The 17,017-nt window shown below is 47.3% G+C and carries 19 protein-coding genes; 5 read left to right on the forward strand and 14 right to left on the reverse strand.

Annotated features, from left to right (window positions below; all coding sequences use genetic code 11):
• Positions 1–24 precede the first annotated feature (24 nt).
• Both HP570_RS11995 and HP570_RS12000 read right to left on the reverse strand, forming a co-directional pair.
• Complete coding sequence (locus HP570_RS11995) at positions 25–651, reverse strand: LysE family translocator (protein ID WP_016740432.1); 627 nt, start codon at positions 649–651, stop codon at positions 25–27.
• Positions 652–746: 95 nt separating this feature from the next.
• Positions 747–890: a cell wall metabolism sensor histidine kinase WalK gene (locus HP570_RS12000; protein WP_254495254.1), complete on the reverse strand. Its 144-nt coding sequence runs from the start codon at positions 888–890 to the stop codon at positions 747–749.
• 250 nt (positions 891–1,140) lie between these two features.
• On the opposite strand from HP570_RS12000, the gene HP570_RS12005 reads away from it, so the two are divergent.
• Positions 1,141–2,778, forward strand: coding sequence for an ABC transporter substrate-binding protein (locus tag HP570_RS12005; RefSeq protein ID WP_173625920.1), 1,638 nt, complete (start codon positions 1,141–1,143; stop codon positions 2,776–2,778).
• A gap of 93 nt (positions 2,779–2,871) precedes the next feature.
• A complete protein-coding gene (locus HP570_RS12010) occupies positions 2,872–4,254 on the forward strand; it encodes a M14 family zinc carboxypeptidase (RefSeq protein ID WP_173625921.1) in 1,383 nt (460 codons plus the stop codon).
• Between the two features lie 9 nt (positions 4,255–4,263).
• Here the strand turns inward: HP570_RS12010 and HP570_RS29800 are convergent, their stop codons facing one another.
• The 10 genes from HP570_RS29800 to HP570_RS12055 form a co-directional block, all read right to left on the reverse strand.
• Positions 4,264–4,386, reverse strand: coding sequence for a hypothetical protein (locus HP570_RS29800; RefSeq protein ID WP_256436237.1), 123 nt, complete (start codon positions 4,384–4,386; stop codon positions 4,264–4,266).
• Positions 4,387–4,591: 205 nt separating this feature from the next.
• Entirely contained in the window at positions 4,592–5,935 is a 1,344-nt protein-coding gene (locus HP570_RS12015) for a sensor histidine kinase (RefSeq protein ID WP_173625922.1), read from the reverse strand.
• A gap of 7 nt (positions 5,936–5,942) precedes the next feature.
• On the reverse strand, positions 5,943–6,632 hold the full coding sequence (locus HP570_RS12020) for a response regulator transcription factor (protein ID WP_015890914.1): 690 nt from the start codon (positions 6,630–6,632) through the stop codon (positions 5,943–5,945).
• Positions 6,633–6,643: 11 nt separating this feature from the next.
• Complete coding sequence (locus tag HP570_RS12025; RefSeq protein ID WP_064199653.1) at positions 6,644–7,228, reverse strand: TVP38/TMEM64 family protein; 585 nt, start codon at positions 7,226–7,228, stop codon at positions 6,644–6,646.
• Positions 7,229–7,354: 126 nt separating this feature from the next.
• Positions 7,355–7,849 (reverse strand): GyrI-like domain-containing protein, encoded by a 495-nt coding sequence (locus HP570_RS12030; protein ID WP_064199654.1) that lies wholly within the window; start codon positions 7,847–7,849, stop codon positions 7,355–7,357.
• 82 nt (positions 7,850–7,931) lie between these two features.
• On the reverse strand, positions 7,932–8,861 hold the full coding sequence (locus HP570_RS12035; protein WP_173625923.1) for a helix-turn-helix transcriptional regulator: 930 nt from the start codon (positions 8,859–8,861) through the stop codon (positions 7,932–7,934).
• Between the two features lie 377 nt (positions 8,862–9,238).
• Positions 9,239–9,448 (reverse strand): hypothetical protein, encoded by a 210-nt coding sequence (locus HP570_RS12040; RefSeq protein ID WP_015890910.1) that lies wholly within the window; start codon positions 9,446–9,448, stop codon positions 9,239–9,241.
• Between the two features lie 76 nt (positions 9,449–9,524).
• Positions 9,525–10,358, reverse strand: coding sequence for an ethanolamine ammonia-lyase subunit EutC (eutC, locus tag HP570_RS12045; protein WP_026134035.1), 834 nt, complete (start codon positions 10,356–10,358; stop codon positions 9,525–9,527).
• Positions 10,359–10,378: 20 nt separating this feature from the next.
• Entirely contained in the window at positions 10,379–11,740 is a 1,362-nt protein-coding gene (locus tag HP570_RS12050; RefSeq protein WP_016740425.1) for an ethanolamine ammonia-lyase subunit EutB, read from the reverse strand.
• A 138-nt stretch (positions 11,741–11,878) separates the two neighbouring features.
• On the reverse strand, positions 11,879–12,253 hold the full coding sequence (locus HP570_RS12055; protein ID WP_012686288.1) for a response regulator: 375 nt from the start codon (positions 12,251–12,253) through the stop codon (positions 11,879–11,881).
• Between the two features lie 265 nt (positions 12,254–12,518).
• On the opposite strand from HP570_RS12055, the gene HP570_RS12060 reads away from it, so the two are divergent.
• Positions 12,519–13,574: a bifunctional transcriptional activator/DNA repair enzyme AdaA gene (locus tag HP570_RS12060; RefSeq protein ID WP_173625924.1), complete on the forward strand. Its 1,056-nt coding sequence runs from the start codon at positions 12,519–12,521 to the stop codon at positions 13,572–13,574.
• Positions 13,575–13,659: 85 nt separating this feature from the next.
• Here the strand turns inward: HP570_RS12060 and HP570_RS12065 are convergent, their stop codons facing one another.
• Complete coding sequence (locus tag HP570_RS12065; protein ID WP_012686286.1) at positions 13,660–14,100, reverse strand: Rrf2 family transcriptional regulator; 441 nt, start codon at positions 14,098–14,100, stop codon at positions 13,660–13,662.
• Positions 14,101–14,254: 154 nt separating this feature from the next.
• On the opposite strand from HP570_RS12065, the gene HP570_RS12070 reads away from it, so the two are divergent.
• Positions 14,255–15,544, forward strand: a complete 1,290-nt coding sequence (locus HP570_RS12070) for an acyl-CoA thioesterase/bile acid-CoA:amino acid N-acyltransferase family protein (RefSeq protein WP_173625925.1) — start codon at positions 14,255–14,257, stop codon at positions 15,542–15,544.
• A gap of 73 nt (positions 15,545–15,617) precedes the next feature.
• Positions 15,618–15,956, forward strand: a complete 339-nt coding sequence (locus HP570_RS12075; RefSeq protein ID WP_007727375.1) for a histidine triad nucleotide-binding protein — start codon at positions 15,618–15,620, stop codon at positions 15,954–15,956.
• A 19-nt stretch (positions 15,957–15,975) separates the two neighbouring features.
• On the opposite strand, the gene HP570_RS12080 is transcribed toward HP570_RS12075, so the two are convergent.
• The gene (locus tag HP570_RS12080; protein ID WP_173625926.1) at positions 15,976–16,944 is read right to left on the reverse strand and encodes a YpdA family putative bacillithiol disulfide reductase; all 969 of its coding nucleotides are present in this window, start codon (positions 16,942–16,944) and stop codon (positions 15,976–15,978) included.
• Positions 16,945–17,017: the final 73 nt, after the last annotated feature.

A 17,017-nucleotide genomic window follows, 5' to 3' on the forward strand; every position in this document is an offset into this window, starting at 1 on the left:
AGACTTTCTCCCCGACTCATTCCTTTATCTTTCTTGCAGCGCTACTTTTAATCCCAATAAGATGTAAACAGAACCTACGATCTTGCCACTCCAGCGGCCCAGCCAGGAAATTCGCTTCACCAGATGCCCCAGTGGTCTGATGCTGATCGCAATTAATGCGGTGTAAAAAAACCCCAAGATGGCGAAAATCAATCCCAAGACAAGGAATTGATAAATGGCTCCCCCACGCTCCGGATGTACGAATTGTGGCAGAAACGCCAGAAAAAACAACGCCGTCTTCGGATTCAGAACTTCTGCGAGGATAGCTTGCCCATACGATTGCAGCGGTGGCAACGGTGTTACTTTTGGCAGCTCTGGGTCAACCGGTTTTTCAAGCATGGCCCGAACCCCTAAATACACCAAGTAAGCCGCTCCCACAAATTTTACGAGATTGAATGCCCATGCAGATGTCATCAAAATCGCGGATAAACCGACCGCAGCAAAAATCGTATGAATGAAGTCTCCTGTAGCAATGCCAAGCCCTGCCATGATCCCTGCTTTACGTCCTCCCTGAACGGTACGCGTCGCAGTTAACAGGACAGCGGGTCCCGGAATTAAAAAGAGGCCGATCACAACAGCTAAAAATGCTCCCATGGTAGTCCAATCAAACATGTGCCTCTCCCTCTTTGTATCGAATATTCGAATTCCCTTCCTATCATAAACGATGTGCAGCGAGAGCGATACGGTTTAGACTTACATTTCGCCCGCTAGCGATCTCCCCGATAAAAACGCTCAAATACGTGCGGGAGGTCCTTATGATCGATGCCCGTGCCGCTGTCCTTCACTTGCGCTCGGGCAAACGTAGCACTCATCGACTCTGTGACTTCTTGGACAACCTCACGCAGCTCCACTTCTTCTTGCGCGATAATGAAATGAGACTGAGCTGGAATTTCAGCATGCGCAGGGAGCTTCTAAAACAAGCTCCCTATTCTTTTGAAGAAACATATTGTCGAAAACTAACGATTGAATCTCCTCTTGCTGGAGGTTTTATAATCGGGAGTTAGGGGGGCTGATGCGTTGGATTCATAAAGGAGAAGATATCTTTCAAAAATATGTCGTCATGTAGATATTTTAAACAATACAGAACAAGGGAGCTGTAACATGGTAAAGAAGAAAAAACAGAGATTTCATGGCATTATTTTAGGATTACTAATTATGATATGTACGTCGTTGGTGGTTGCATGCAGCACACAATCAACCACACCTGAACCAAATCAACAGCCAGAGGCTAACAAACCAAAGACAGGTGGAACCATCACTGTGGCTTACGCAAGTGAAGCAGATACCTTAGATGTTCACAAGTCAGTTGGCAACGATATGGGTGTTACTTGGAATATGGGTGGATCGCTTGTCTACAAGGACCCTGTTACAAAAGAATTCAAACCTAATCTCGCAAGTGAATTCAAGATTTCAGAGGATGGAAAAACGTACACCTTTACCATTCGTTCCGATGTTACGTTTCACGATGGAACACCTCTGACTGCCAAGAGTTTTAAGGATACCTTTGAACGCATTAAGAATCCGAAAACAAAAGCAAAACTGGCAGGAATAGTTATGATGCCGGTGAAGAGCGTCAGTGCCCCAGATGATAAAACCCTCATCCTTGAATTACATGAACCCAATGTGTCGATTCTTGAAGATTTAGGCATTGGTGTAACTCAACCGCTATCCATGAAGGCCATTGAAAAATATGGTGAGGAATATGGACGAAATCCTGTGGGAATGGGTCCATGGAAGTTTGAGAGTTGGAAGGCTGGCGAGGGAGTTACATTGGTTCGCAATGAAGCCTTTAAGTGGGCCATGCCGCTCGATGAAAATCAAGGACCGCCAAGACCTGATAAACTGGTGATCAAAACAATTCCAGATAAAAGTGTTATGTTGGCCGCTTTGGAAAACGGAACCATCGATGTTGCATTCGATGTACCCGTAAAAGATATCAAGAAGTATCGAAACAATCCAAAATATCAGGTTTTGGAACTCTTTCGGGCTGGGATACCTCTTAGTTTATATATGAACTTGACAAAACCGGAGTTCCAGGATATCCAAGTCCGAAAAGCATTCCATATGCTGGTTAATAAACAAGCGATGGTCCAGGCTGTTTTGATGGGTGAAGGAGAAGTTGCCCAATCATTTTTATCCCCTTCAACATTGGGGTATGATAAGTCATTGGAAAAATACGGGTACGCATACAATGTGGAAGAAGCAAAGAAGCTCCTTGACGCTGCTGGATGGAAGGTAAACGGAGAAGGCCTGAGAGAAAAGGATGGAAAAGTATTTACCCTTTCCTTTTTGAGTTCGGCTAGGTTTGAGCTGCAAGCTCAGTTGTTGCAAGCTATGCTGGGCGAGGTGGGTATCAAAGCTACCATTCAAAATTTAGAAGAGTCAGCGTTTAGTGATGGACAAATGAAAGGAAATTTTGATGTGACAATGGTTACTTATAGTTACGATGACCCTGATGCTTTATACCAAAGTTTCCACTCCAGCCAAATTGGTGCTGGCTTTAACATAAGTGGTCTAAAAGACGGTAAGCTGGATGCTTTATTAACAAAAGGACGTGCAACCACTGAAACGGAAGCCCGAAAACAGGTATATGTAGATGCCCAAAAACATCTCCTTGAGCAAGCATATGTTGTTCCTATCTATTATGACAAGCTCTTTGTGGTAGTAAGCTCGCGAGTAAAAGGCGTGAAATGGACGTCTTATTCTCCCAATTTCCAAGATAGCTGGGTAGAAAAATAAATGGAGTCTTTACGTCTACGTCAAGAACCTAATCGATACGTTACAGGAATAGCATCTTTTGTTTATATTGCATCAGACGAGGGGGAATGATCGATGAATTTTCAACATGTGATTGATAAGGTGCCAGACTACAAGGTTTTTCTAACCGTAGATGAAATGGATGAAAGCACCAGAAAGTTGGCCGAAGAGTTTCCTGATGCTGTAACCGTATTTGAGGCGGGAAAGTCCCGCGATGGACACCCCATTCAATGTATCAAAATCGGAGACGGGCCCAAAAATGCGTTATGCTTTGCCTGCCCGCATCCTAACGAGCCGATTGGCGCGATGACGATGGAATATCTCTCCCGCGCATTGGCAGAGGACAAGGATCTGCGCGACGAGCTGGGCTTCACGTGGTACATCATCAAATGTGCTGACCCTGATGGTACGCGACTAAATGAAAATTGGTTTAAAGGGCCATACACTATTTTTAACTACATGAGAAATTACTATAGACCTGTCGGCTACGAGCAGGTGGAATGGACTTTTCCGTTTGAATATAAAGAATATCGCTTTGACAAACCATTGCCTGAAACGCAAGTGCTCATGAAAATCATAGACGAGACTAGACCTGAGTTTATGTATTCTCTACACAATGGGGGGTTATGCGGTGCTTATTGGTATATTTCGCACGATTTGCCGGAATTATACGAGGGATTTCACAATTCAGCAAGGAAGGAAGACGTGCCTTTAGATCTCGGAGAACCAGAGACGCCATTTGCGACAGAGTTTGCTCCGGCCATCTTCAGTTTAAACGGGCAAGACGAATACTATGATTATATGGAGAAACATACAGGAAAACCCCCAACACTTGATGTGGGGGCAGACAGCCACACATACGCCTCTTCGAAAGCGGATTGTGTAACATTAATCACCGAGCTGCCCTATTTTTTCGATCCACGAATAGAGGATCAGAGTGACTCAGATATCTCCCGCAGAGAGGCACTTCTGACCGAAGCAGATCAAAGTGAGGCTTTCTTTGAAATGCTGGAGGGACTTTTGGGTGGCATACGGTCCTATATTTCGCAGGATAACCCGTTTTTCAAGTTGATGGACCCCTCTTCCCCGGCACGCAAAGAAAGGAACGAAGCACAGAGAAAATGGGCAATGAGCGATCCTGAATTTGAAAAGCCGGCAAAGGGTTCCCAAGTTTTCAGCAGTTTCGTGGTATCGAAGTTTTATCGAGGATTGAGCTTAGGACTAGCGGTCCGCACTTGCGAATTTGAGCTAGAGCGGCTAACAAAGGAAGGCTCAAGCGACCAAGAGGCAATTACAAAACTGAAAGCAGTGCTGCAAGAAGGGCTTCGCCATTTGCGACAGTATACGGATGAGCTGGAACGAGAACTAAACTATACAGTTATTCCTATTCAGAAATTGGTACGTATTCAGTTGGAAAGTGGTTTACTAGTCTCCAATCACATCAGCAAGAATCGGTAGTCTTGCTGATTAATTCGCCAGCACTTCTATAACGATAACCACCACAATAACAAACTCTGGATTGTAATAAAAAGTCCCCAGCTTCCAAAACTTGTCGTTGTCGGTAACAACATGCCCGTCGGCCGTTTTCACTTCGCTCCTGCAACCTCCTGCTCATTTTACAGGAGGTTGATTTTATGAATGGAAATTAATTCTGATGCCCCGCCTTATAAAGTTCATATGGTTGCGGCGTAAATTGAGATAAGTCATAATGCCCAAAGTCTGTTCAATTCGAGATATTTGTTGTACGATCCGTTGAAAACCCTTCTCTCTGCTCCCTGAACGGTACGGTTTCGGTTTACTTTTCGCTTTCCTGAGCTTGCGGCGGAAACAAAATCGTAATGGTCGTACCCTCACCCACACTACTATCCAACGAGATGATTCCCTTGTGTGCCTCCACGATCCCTTTCACAATCGTCAACCCCAATCCTGCTCCACCGCGTTCCCTTGCTCGCGAGCGATCTCCCCGATAAAAACGCTCAAATACGTACGGGAGGTCCTTTTGATCGATGCCCGTGCCGCTGTCCTTCACTTGCAACCGAACCATCGTACTCGGTTTGTCCACTGTAACTACAATTTCTCCACCCTCTGGTGTATGCTTGCTGGCATTCGTCAACAAATTGGCCACGATTTGCGCCAGTCGCTGCCTGTCCCCTGTGATCCAGACAGCATGATCGCCTTTGAAGTGAAAATTCACTTGCGCTCGGGCAAACATAGCACTCATCGACTCGGTGACTTCTTGGACAACCTCACGCAGCTCCACCTCTTCACTGCGCATTTGCAAGGAGCCCGACTCCACTTGGATCACCTGATCTAAATCGCGGACGAGACGGCTCAAACGCAGTACCTCAGACCTTGTGCTTTCGAGATTTTTGGGTGTTGCTTCCCATATACCGTCGATCATCCCCTCTACTTGCGCCAACAAGGTGTTCAGTGGTGTTCGCAATTCATGGGCAATATCGGAGGTTAGTCGCTTGCGCAGCTCCTCCTGATGCTCAAGACTTTGGACCAGGTTGTTAAAAGCTGCGACCAATGACGTAACCTCATCCTTGCCACGAGGCTCCGGTACCCGTATGGACAGATTGCCTCTTGCTACTCGTTGCGCTGCGGTGCTCACTTGTACGACAGGGCGCACCATGGTCCGAGCGAGTGGTATGCTAATGATAATGACCAGGATGAGCAGCACAGCCATCGTCCACAACGTCGTGTTTTTATGGGCCCATTGGAAATGACTATCCAAGGTCATATAGGCACTCCGATCATCGTGGCTAATCACTAGTTGCCCAATCATGATACCCTTACTAACAAGGGGAATCCTGTCTACACTGTAATTGCTCGTATGGACTGGCCGCTTACCCCACTCGTTTTTCACTTGTTGTTGATCCAGAAGTGTGATATGCAATCCCAAGACCTCGGAAACCGCTTCCAGCTTATGATAGGCTTCCGCTCCCCAGCCTTGATTGTCCTGATACGCCTCGAGTGCGACACGTGATATTTCTTGGTTATGCTGATTTCTCACCTCATCGGCATACATGGAAAAATGAACATCCATTTCCTTTACGGACAACAACGAGGAAAAAAGAACGGCGCATGCACCGACAGTCATAATCACAAAGGCGAGCTTTACCCAAATATGCTTCATCGTTGCCTCACTTCTTCATGGGATCGTCAAAGCGATAGCCCAATCCATACACCGTCTTGATATACTCCGGTTGCTTCGGGTCTGCCTCTATCTTTTGGCGAAGATTTTTGATATGCGTATCAATGGTTCGGTCGTATCCCTCGAAATCAAAGCCCATGACCTCACGAACGAGCTCCTCCCTGCCCCACGTTCTCCCCGGATAACGGACAAGAGTGGTGAGCAAGCGGTATTCATTCGGCGTAACCTCCAAAGCCACTCCATTTTTCGTGACTCTCTTCTCATTCATTGATATGGTCAAATCGCCCACTTCAACAAAATCGGAGAGTGTTGAATAATCACCCGCACGACGCATGACGGCTCGAACACGCGCGACAAGTTCTCTCGGGCTAAAAGGCTTGATCAAATAATCATCAGCGCCAATCGTAAGCCCGCGAATCCGATCCGCCTCTCCACTTTTCGCCGTTAGCATCAAAATCGGGACACGCGACTCTTTGCGAATTTGGACGCAGACTTCTTCCCCACTCAAATCAGGAAGCATCAGATCCAAAATGATGCAGGTCAATGAAATCGTCGTGGCCATTTCCACTGCTTCCTTGCCTGTTTGGGCGGTCAGGACATGATAGCCTTCCTTTTGCAGATAGGAGGACAATATTTCTAAAATTTGCGGCTCATCATCGACTAGCAAAATGGTAGACATAAGAATCCTCCCTACTCTTCTTGTGTTTGAGCCTTTCCCTTTTTCCAGAAAAGGAAAAAGACGAGAGCGCCTGCCAGCAAGGCAACGAGCAAGCGAAACTTGTTTTCACCAAAAGTAATCAGATCATGACCGACGAATGTTTCAAAAACCATCGACGGCACTTTTCCTAGCAAGGTCGCCACCAAAAATTGCCCGAAGGTGATATTCGTCATAGCCGCGCCTAAATTGATTACACCCGAAGGCATCAGCGGATTGATCCGGAGCAAAACGATGGCAAGGCATTTGCGAAAACTCGTCGTTCCATTGATGGTATGTACCCATTTGAATGATTTCAGCTTTTCGCTTCGATCTGCTTTTTTGATCGTGTAGCGGTACAGAAAGAAAGCTATGCAAGCACCAACCACCTCTCCCGTTAAGGAAATCAAGAACCCTCCGTACAAGCCAAACACAACTGCGTTCGCACCCGATAAAAAAATGGACGGCAATACACCCGCCACACTGATCACGATGTTCAATAAAATACTACCGACAATCCCCAGCATCCCCAAAGAGCGAATCCACTCTGCCAGGGCTTCTATATTGGTTATCCAATCCATTCGTCTGTATGACTCCCCTCTGCCACTCTCCCTCTAGAGTAAACGAAACTTGTGAAGAAATCATGGAAAAAAGCAAAACAGTCGTAGCCTGATCGACTACGACTGCTTGTATAATTGAATGCCTCTTTATTCTTCAGCGATCGCGATGTACAAATCCACTTGCGCGTTGTTGGGATCAGCACAGCGCACTCCGTCATATCGTTCGAAATCTCCAGTAAATGTCCGCTTGTTCCCCGGTTGATGGGACCACTCCCACACCTTCGCCCAGGCCTCCATCACAACCTCTACCATCGGGCCTACGCGAGTCGTAAATACAGCGTAAGTAGAAGCCGGCAGGGTCTTGACTGTAAGCTCAGCAGGAAGCTCACCGTTTTTTTCTACAACGGTTCCCACTAACAAAGAGTACTCGCCTGTCTCGTCACTGTCGTAATCGGAATACACCCCCAGAACCACACCCGGTTCTTTTTGATGGGGAGTTTTGATGGGATGCTCTTCTTGATAATAGCGCTGCCACAGTCCCCCAATTTTCCCGTTCGGTCCGCCTTCCGCCTCATTGGTTGTCCGAATATGCAAGCCTGCTACACGCATTTCATCCAGTTTGACTATCGTTGGGTTCATCATTAACCACGCTCCTGTAAGAGTTTGTTTACATGACTTAGTATAACGACCATACCCTGACAACTATCTGTCAACGTTCCAACGTTTATTTATAAAGTTTCGCCATTCTTTTTACCGTATCCCCCATTCGCTGTCTTACATTGGAAGGCTCATGTACACACAAGGCATCGCCAAAGCTAAGCAGCATCCCGTTTAACCATTCATCGTCTGTCATCTTGGTTCGTACCAGCATTGAGCCATCCTGCATGGTCTCTATCGCTTCTGGCGCAAACATATCCCGTACCCTTACATGTACACGCTGCGCAAATTCGAGGACAAGAGAAATACGCTCTGCCGTGTCCCATTCTTCGAGCCATTCCAGTTTATCTATTTGATTGGGGCGAGGGGAAAACTCCTCTGTCAGCACGGACATGTCTGCAATCCGCGACAAGCGAAACAGACGATCCTCCTGGCGTTGTAAACAATAGCCATAAATGTACCACACATAACCTTTGATAATCAGTGTGACAGGCTCAATGATGCGCTCTTTCGCATCTCCTTGTATTTTCGTATAAATGATCCGCACACGTAGTCTTTTCTCGATGGCTTCCCGCAGCTTGTTTACCTTTTCGGCGATCGCCGGTGTACTGCCCCATGGATTAAAGTCGTAAACAACAGGATGTGCACTTCCTTGAAGAGAGGATGGTGCAGTGGTGAGCAACGCTTTTATTTTTTCCAGAAGCTGTCCGATTTGCTTGTCGTCTGTGGAGGAATGAACCCCTTTTAGCGCAGCAATAACCGCGACTAGCTCGTCCAAGGATAAGTATTGTCGATCGATCGTAAAATTCTCCATGATCTCGTATCCGCCGCTTGCCCCAGGGTACGCTACGATGGGAATTCCCGCTGCATTAATGGTTTCCAAATCCCGATAGACCGTACGCAAGGATACTTCGAAGTGGTCGGATAGTTCACGGGCGCTCACACGGCGCTTGTTCAACAGCATGATGACAATAGCGAGTAGCCGTTCTACCTTCATGATTGGCCCCCTTTTTTTTTGAGTCAACATAGTGGTGGAGAAGAAAAAGCACAGGTCTCTTCGACTCTGACACGCCAGCTGGGGGGATTCACTGGACGTCTCCACTTCAAAAAGGGGACCGTCGAGCCAAAGCCACCCTACGGGCGGAAGTTTCTCAGAGGAGAAGTGTTCGACAAGCGTGGTCCCCTTTTTGAAGTTCCGACTGGGTAGGCGTTGTCAAGGTCTGCGAGGCCTGTGCTTTTTCTTCTCTCCAGCTTAGTTGGTTCATCGATACCTTTTAAAAATTTGAAGATCATTTCCGCATGAATGATCATACAAAAAAGGAATCTGCAGCCTAAAGTTGCTGCACATTCCTTTTTGCCTTGCTTCATTCGAAGCTATACGCCCATACGTCTGCGTTGATTGTTTGGTTTTTTGGTGAGCTGGCTTTTCATTGATTGATTTTGCGCCTTTTGATTCATTGGGTTATTAGCCTGTGCTTGCGCTTGTTTCTTTTCTGCCATTTTGCGCTTCATTGCCTCTTGCAGGCTGATTTTGCCAGGCTTTTGTTCGGTGGTATTTTTTTCGTTTTGGTTTGGCTCCGTCATGCTTAGCAACTCCTCATAGAAATTGGTTATCTTCTATGTATTCTAGTGCAAGACAGGAGGAAGCGCCAGTGGGAATCTACCCGTTAATCGCCCGAAGCTGTGATAATTTAACACCACTCGCCTGGTACTTCAAAATTTCCTCCAAAAGTTCTGCAAGGTAAGCACCCGCTTCAATCGGTAACGTGCCACCCTTATGAATATTAGAAATAACCGTACGATCTGATTCTACCGTATTGGCATCCGGTTTGTAAATCATGTAAGCACTGAGACTTTCTGCCGTCGCAAGTCCCGGTCTTTCTCCGATCAAGGAAATGACGACCTTGCAATTGACGATGGACGCGACCTGATCCTGAATCCAAACGCGACCTTTGTTAATGAAAACTGGTTTTCCTACACTGACGTTTCTCATGGAAAGACCTTGGATTAACGCAGGCAGCAAGTCAGGGATCGTCGCCTCACACGCTGAGGTGCTGAGTCCATCCGAGATGACAATTTGCACGTCTTTGTTTTTATCCCCATGCTGCTCCAGCCAGCGAGCGGACTCATCCGATAGCATCCGTCCGGAGTCGAGGTTCATTAAATACTCCTCCATGCTCGTCGCTCTTGAATGGAGGACAGGTAGTTGCAGACTCTCGATCAGCTCTGGACTGATCGTTTTCATAACCGCATCGCGTGCTGCTGCCTGATCAATCCGAAATTGGAGGTAGCTTCCCGTCTTCATCCGGGTACCCGCCCGCCCGATTCCGATACGAGCCGGCGTTCGTTTCATCGCTTGCTCCAATGCTTCTGGATTGTTTGGATTCTTGACCCCGCATTGCTTTTGCTCAGGAAAATGAATCACTCCTTGGCCTTTTTTGGACAGCTCATCGATTACACGCTGGACCAAGTCTTCCATATTGATCTGTTTCACCTTGCTTCCCTCCCCACTCGTTAGTCAAAAATGGTTAAATCGCCTGCGCGCTCTGTCAAACGACCATTTTCCATTAGGCCCATTTTTTCCATCCATTTCTCAAATTCCCGGAGAGGTCGCAGTCCCAAGAGCTCGCGGTAGCTGGCGTCATCGTGGTAGCTGGTGTCTTGATAACTGAGCATGACATCGTCCCCACCTGGTACGCCCATATAAAAATTCGCCCCTGCCAAGGTAGTGAGCATCCCTGCAATCTCCTGGTCATTCTGATCCGCATACATGTGGTTCGTATAAGTCGGAGCGATTCCCATTGGCAAACCATGCAGCTTGCCCATGAACAAGTCCTCCAGATCGGCACGAATCATCTGTCTGCCATCATAAAGTGTTTCTGGTCCGATAAAGCCAGAGACGTTATTGACCATGAATGGCTTCCAGTGACGGCAAAAACCGTACGTACGCGCTTCCAGCGTCTGCATATCGACGCCTTCATGAGAGTCCAGCGACACTTCGGAGCCTTGCCCTGTCTCAAAATACATGACGTTTGGTCCCGACGCTGTGCCTTTTCGGAGCATCAACTCCATTGCTTCATCCAAAATCTCTTTATTTACGCCAAATGCATCATTCGCGCGTTGTGAACCTGCCAGACTCTGGAACATCAGGGAAATGGGCGCTCCGCCGCGAAGAGCCTGCATCTGTGTCGTGATATGGGCCAGCACGCAATTTTGTGTAGGGATTTCCCACTTTTGCATGAAATCATGTGTCATTTTCAAGAGCTTGGTAACGCTTTCAACGGAGTCGTTATTCGGGTTAATTCCAATGACGGCGTCGCCAGATCCATAGGACAAGCCTTCCTTCATCGAAGCCAAAATACCATCTGGATCATCTATTGGGTGATTCGGCTGACAGCGGAACGCCAGTCTTCCCGGCTCGCCAATCAGTGTGTTGCAGTAGGCTTGATGCTTCATTTTTTGGGAAGCCATGACTAGGTCAATGCTGGACATCAGCTTGGCCGTAGCGGAAATCATCTCGCTGGTCAGCCCACGACTAATTCGTGTCAGCTCAGGCATTCCTGTGGAAAACGACAAGATGTACTCCCGTAGCTCCCCTACAGTCCAATTTTTTATCTCATTGTAAATAGAGAGATTGATATCATCATAAATGATCCGTGTCACTTCGTCCTTTTCGTACGGTATGACTGGATTTTCATATAGATCACGAAGTTGCATTTCGCTTAATACGACTTTGGCCGCCATCCGCTCCAGTGCGGAATTAGCTGCTAGTTTACTCATGTGATCGCCAGACTTTTCTTCACTTGCTTTTGCCAATACATCACGAACCGAAGTAAACTGGTAATGCTGTTTACGTACAACGCAAGCCAATTTCATCTCTAGCTTCACTCACTTTCTTTTCAACTTTCCGTAAACTCTATCTCATGGAACGAAAAAAGCGCTTCGAAACAAAAGACGAAATGCTCGCCTTGGTCCAAGCGCCGTTGCTCTTCCTATCGATTCACTTTTTTGCGTTCATTGTTTGCTTGTAAGCACGAACTCCACTGCCGGTAGCAGTTCTTCTTCCATGACGGGTTTGACCAGATAGGCACATATCCCTTTCGCTTTGGCTTGCATGACCATGTCCTTTTGACTGTAAGCAGTCAAGAGAAGGATCGCTGCGTCCGAATGCTCTCGGATAATCCCAGTCGCTGTCAAACCGTCCATAATTGGCATTTTCACATCCATAATAATCAGATGCGGGTTCCACATTTGCGTCAATCGAACGGCTTCTTTGCCGTTTTTTCCTTCAGCTACGACGTTATATCCCTGCTCTTGCAACATCTCGACCAGGTCCATACGCGTTATGGGGTCGTCGTCTATGATGATGACTCGATAATGCTGACGCAATACTCCACCTCCCGATCACCAGTGAACGGACGTGCCAACTACTCATCATTTCCATACGCAACCGACGCCGTTGTCGGTTTATCGCATATTTCTGAATACGTTTATTATATCTATATTTTCAGGCTAATTCCAGCTTAAATCCAACCCACCCTTCTCCCTAGCTACTTCCTAGTGAAGGTACGAGAAAAAATCAATGTACGATTTTCGGCTGCAGCTATTTTGGGTGAGCGATAAAATGAAAACATAATGATGGAGGGGGAACCGAATGATAACGGCCGAGATGAAGTCCGAGTATTATCAGGCGTTACTGGATAAAAATTCAGAATATGAAGGTGTCTTTTTTGTTGGAGTCAAAACAACTGGCGTATTTTGTCGCCCGACGTGTCCAGCGAGAAAACCTAAGTTTATAAATTGTGAGTTTTTTGATCATGCCAAACAAGCACTTTTGGCCTCATTCCGGCCCTGCCAACGCTGCCGTCCACTTTCACATCCCAATCATGTTTCAGAGCTCGTACGTTTGCTAGTAAACGCTGTAGAAGAAAACCCCGAGCAGCGCTGGACCGAAAATGACTTTCAAAGATTATCCGTGGATGCTGCAACAGCGCGACGCCAATTCAAAAAGCGTTTTGGCATGACGTTCGTCGAATATGCAAGGGCGCGACGTATGGGGATTGCACTGAAAGAAATCAGAGAAGGAAAAGCCGTCATCGATGCCCAGCTATCCACCGGTTACGAGTCTAGCAGTGGTTTTCGAGACGCATTTTCACGAATTATGGGGGCAGCACCTACTCTTCTTGGCGATCATCCTATCTTAAAGGCAGCGTGGCTGGATACGCGACTCGGTCCCATGATAGCCATTGCGGATGAAGAAGCTCTCTATCTTCTTGAATTCATTGACCGTCGTGGCTTGGAACGAGAAGTTGAACGTCTTAGACAAAGAACGAAGTCAGCAATTATCCCTGGTTCTACAGCGCCTATCCGTTCGATTGAACGTGAGTTAGAGGAGTATTTTGACGGAGGGCGAACACAATTTGCAACGCCTTTGTTTTTGTGCGGATCGCCTTTTCAAAGAATGGTCTGGGAGCATTTGCAAACGATTCCTCCGGGGCATACTTCATCCTATTCCGATGTTGCAGCAGCTATTGGGAAACCAAGCGCCTTTCGTGCAGTCGCGCAGGCAAATGGTGCGAATCAGTTAGCGATTGTCATTCCTTGCCACCGGGTCATCAACTCCAATGGTGATTTGGGAGGTTACGGAGGAGGACTTTCGCGCAAACGCTGGCTGCTTCATCATGAAAAAGAAACATCCCACCCCCTTTGACCCGAATTCGTGAAACATCTGGAAAATGGATGCGGGCACTCCTTCCTAGCAAAAATGCCCTCGCTTATGCAAGGGCATTTTGTTCTTACTGCGCTTTTTCGGTTATTTTTTGACGAAGGTTATCTACGAGCTCGGACATTTTCACTCCGCCCAAAATCTCCTCCATGGCATGCTGCGCACGGGTCAAAATCAACTCCAGCACAAACTGTATATTCGCTCCCACTGGACAATCGGGGTTCGGTTGCTCATGGATGTGAAAAAGTTGCCCTTCTTCCACGACATCGACCGCACGGTAAATTTCAAGAAGCGTGATTTGATCCAATTCCTTGGCGAGAGAAGCCCCGCCAGCTCCGGCACGTACGTTCACGAGCCCAGCCTTCTTCAACAGCCCCAGTACACGTCGGATCACGACCGGATTTGTATTCACACTACCTGCGATCCATTCGGAAGTGCAATGCGAATTCGAATCAATGGAAAGCAGTGATAAAATGTGAACCGCAATGGAGAAACGGCTGCTGATTTTCATACGTTGTCACCCTTTCGTTGTAATGATTATAGTTACACCGAATACAAGAAGTCAAGTTAACCATACCGTCACATTTCGTCCCGTCGAACTTTTATTCATTCTACTATAATGACTGTGTCAAGTGTTCCCGTAATCTGGAAGGAGTGTTGACAAAATGATGCTTCCACAAATTGAAGTTACGCCTGTTACAGCCTTGATAGATGTTCCCGTCCATATTACACTAAGCGGGTTTGTCCCGAATCAATTAATCACCCTTCATGCTACTCTCAAAAGCGGGTTGCCTGGAGGAGATTTGACTGCATCCTCACATGCTATATTCCAAGCAGACGAAAATGGCTCGGTGGACTTGGTTTCCCAAGCTCCCTTATTCGGTACGTATGAAGGAATTGATCCGATGGGGCTTTTCTGGTCCATGAATGTCCAGACCATGCGTTTTTATCATGCTTATTCTCTGGACGACTTTCAGTTCACCCCACGCTCCACCGAGATAGAATTAACGGCAGAAGTCTACGATAAGTCCGTAGCAAAAGCAGTCGTGAAACGTATTTTTGTCTCCCGAGACGTATCGATACAGAAAGTGACAGACTATGGTCTAGTCGGTCTGTATTTTTCAAAACCCCACACAGAGCAAAGACCCGCCATTGTGGTACTAGGTGGAAGCGAAGGCGGAATTGGTTCCTGCTCACAATTCGCTGCTTTGTTCGCCTCTCACGGCTATCCGGCACTTGCACTCGCTTACTTTCAATGCAATGACCTTCCTGACGATATTCGCCAGATCCCGATCGAATATGTTCAACGCGCCATTCATTGGTTACAGCAACAGCCCTCCGTACACCCTGATAAAATTACGTTATTCGGACGTTCCAAAGGAGCAGAATTGGCATTAGTCACAGCATCGATCGATCAACATGTGCATGCTGTCATTGCTTCGAGTCCCAGCTCTACTGTTACTATCGGGACGGATAAGGCATTCGCTGGTTCAGACACGTTCTCCCCGCAATCCTCTTGGTCGTTTCAAGGAGAGCCTCTGCCATTCGTACCATGGACAGAGGAGCAGACAAAAGTCTCACAGGAGCGACTCGACGCAGGTCAACGTATCGATCATATCCATGCCGAAGCCTGGGCTGCTTGTGAATGGTTAGAAGATGCCGAAATCCCGGTGGAAAATATCAATGGCCCGATCCTCTTCCTCTCCTCGGATGACGATCACTGGTGGCCAGCAGCAGAGCATTGCGAGCAAATGGTCGAGCGGTTAAAGAATCATCAGTTTGCTCATTCGGTGGTGCATTTGCGTTACCCGGATACAGGACATGGGATCCGCTTTCCTTACATACCGACTACCCGCACACAGCTCAATGGTGGTACGCCCAAAAACAACGCCTACGCATCCGAGCACTCTTGGCGTGAGGTTCTTCAGTTTTTGGAACGGACTTTTCCGGAGTAAAAAACAGGGAAAGCCTACTTGCATGACGAAGTAGGCTTTACGATCTATCATTATAGAAAGGATGTATAGCCCTATGGACTGCTTATTTTGCAAAATTGTAAACGGAGACATTCCTTCTAAAAAAGTGTATGAGGACGAGCATGTATTGGCCTTTCACGACATTAATCCTGTCGCCCCTGTTCACGTCCTGATGATTCCGAAAAAGCATATTCAATCCGTTCTGGCTATCGAGCCTGAGGACAAGGAGCTGATCGGTCACCTCCATCTGTCGCTGCAAAAAGTGGCAGAAACAATGGGCGTGAACGAGGATGGATTCCGTATCGTAACCAACATTGGCAAGCACGGGCAACAAACCGTCTTCCATCTGCACTACCACCTCATTGGAGGCCGTCAATTGGAGTGGCAGTTCTAATCAATAGCGGCTACTGCTCTTAGTGAGAGGCAATGTGGCGGGCGATACCTTCACCATGAAACCTTCCATTTTCGATAAAAATGGCGTTCGCGTGACGGCCCGCCGCAATGACTCCCGCGATATAGAGTCCTGGGATGTTCGTCTCCATTGTCTCAGGATGATGTGCTGGGATTCCCGTTTCCTCGTCAATCATAACTCCTAACGAATGAAGGAAGGTACGATCCGGACGGTATCCAATCAAAGAAAATACATGGTCATTGGCAAGCGTAATGACTTCCTCGCCCATCCTCACCCTAATGGAACGTTCCTCAATTCTCTCGACGGTTGCACCAAACAGCATGTGGATGCGTCCTTTTTTGATCAGACTCTCAAAAACAGGCCTTGTCCATGCCTTGACCTTGTCAGATAGCTCCGTTCGGCGGCAAATCACCGTTACCTCTGCACCTGCCCGTTCCAGCTCCATCGCCGCGTCTACGGCAGAGTTGTTCCCCCCTACTACCGCTACTTTCATCCCTGTATACGGATGTGCTTCCTTATAAAAGGACGAAACCTTTGGCAACTCTTCGCCTGGGACCTGCAACCGATTTGGATTGTCAAAGTAACCTGTGGCGATCACCAAGTTTTTCGCTTCATACGTATGGGTTTTGGCGAAACGATCCGTAGTCGTAACCCGGAATCCTTCTGGTGTTTTCTTCGCTTCCGTCACCGTTTCATATACGTTCACGCGCAATTTTTCTCGCGCTGCTACCAGTCGATAGTAATTGAGTGCCTCTTGTCGGGTCGGTTTGTCGTTCGCCGTTGCAAAAGGGACACCCCCGATTTCCAGTAAATCTGGTGTGCTATGAAAAATCATATAGGTCGGGTAGCGATAAATCGAATGGACAAGCGATCCTTTTTCAATAATGATGGGATCAAGTCCAGCTCGTTTGCAGGCAATGGCCGCTGCCAGTCCACAAGGCCCACCGCCTACAATCAGTACGTCTTCCATTTCTCTCCGCCTCGCTTCACTCTCTCTATTTTTATTCCTCCATCATATCATATCGCATTCCCAGAAAAAGAGT

The organism is Brevibacillus sp. RS1.1 (assembly GCF_013284365.1).
Taxonomy (GTDB): domain Bacteria; phylum Bacillota; class Bacilli; order Brevibacillales; family Brevibacillaceae; genus Brevibacillus; species Brevibacillus brevis_D.

Excerpts from the sequence above, each read along its gene's own strand:
- HP570_RS11995 (WP_016740432.1), bottom strand. The coding sequence starts at position 651 with ATGTTTGATTGGACTACCATGGGAGCATTTTTAGCTGTTGTGATCGGC.
- HP570_RS12005 (WP_173625920.1), top strand. The coding sequence starts at position 1,141 with ATGGTAAAGAAGAAAAAACAGAGATTTCATGGCATTATTTTAGGATTA.
- HP570_RS12010 (WP_173625921.1), top strand. The coding sequence starts at position 2,872 with ATGAATTTTCAACATGTGATTGATAAGGTGCCAGACTACAAGGTTTTT.
- HP570_RS12015 (WP_173625922.1), bottom strand. The coding sequence starts at position 5,935 with ATGAAGCATATTTGGGTAAAGCTCGCCTTTGTGATTATGACTGTCGGT.
- HP570_RS12020 (WP_015890914.1), bottom strand. The coding sequence starts at position 6,632 with ATGTCTACCATTTTGCTAGTCGATGATGAGCCGCAAATTTTAGAAATA.
- HP570_RS12025 (WP_064199653.1), bottom strand. The coding sequence starts at position 7,228 with ATGGATTGGATAACCAATATAGAAGCCCTGGCAGAGTGGATTCGCTCT.
- HP570_RS12030 (WP_064199654.1), bottom strand. The coding sequence starts at position 7,849 with ATGATGAACCCAACGATAGTCAAACTGGATGAAATGCGTGTAGCAGGC.
- HP570_RS12035 (WP_173625923.1), bottom strand. The coding sequence starts at position 8,861 with ATGAAGGTAGAACGGCTACTCGCTATTGTCATCATGCTGTTGAACAAG.
- HP570_RS12040 (WP_015890910.1), bottom strand. The coding sequence starts at position 9,448 with ATGACGGAGCCAAACCAAAACGAAAAAAATACCACCGAACAAAAGCCT.
- HP570_RS12050 (WP_016740425.1), bottom strand. The coding sequence starts at position 11,740 with ATGAAATTGGCTTGCGTTGTACGTAAACAGCATTACCAGTTTACTTCG.
- HP570_RS12060 (WP_173625924.1), top strand. The coding sequence starts at position 12,519 with ATGATAACGGCCGAGATGAAGTCCGAGTATTATCAGGCGTTACTGGAT.
- HP570_RS12065 (WP_012686286.1), bottom strand. The coding sequence starts at position 14,100 with ATGAAAATCAGCAGCCGTTTCTCCATTGCGGTTCACATTTTATCACTG.
- HP570_RS12070 (WP_173625925.1), top strand. The coding sequence starts at position 14,255 with ATGATGCTTCCACAAATTGAAGTTACGCCTGTTACAGCCTTGATAGAT.
- HP570_RS12075 (WP_007727375.1), top strand. The coding sequence starts at position 15,618 with ATGGACTGCTTATTTTGCAAAATTGTAAACGGAGACATTCCTTCTAAA.
- HP570_RS12080 (WP_173625926.1), bottom strand. The coding sequence starts at position 16,944 with ATGGAAGACGTACTGATTGTAGGCGGTGGGCCTTGTGGACTGGCAGCG.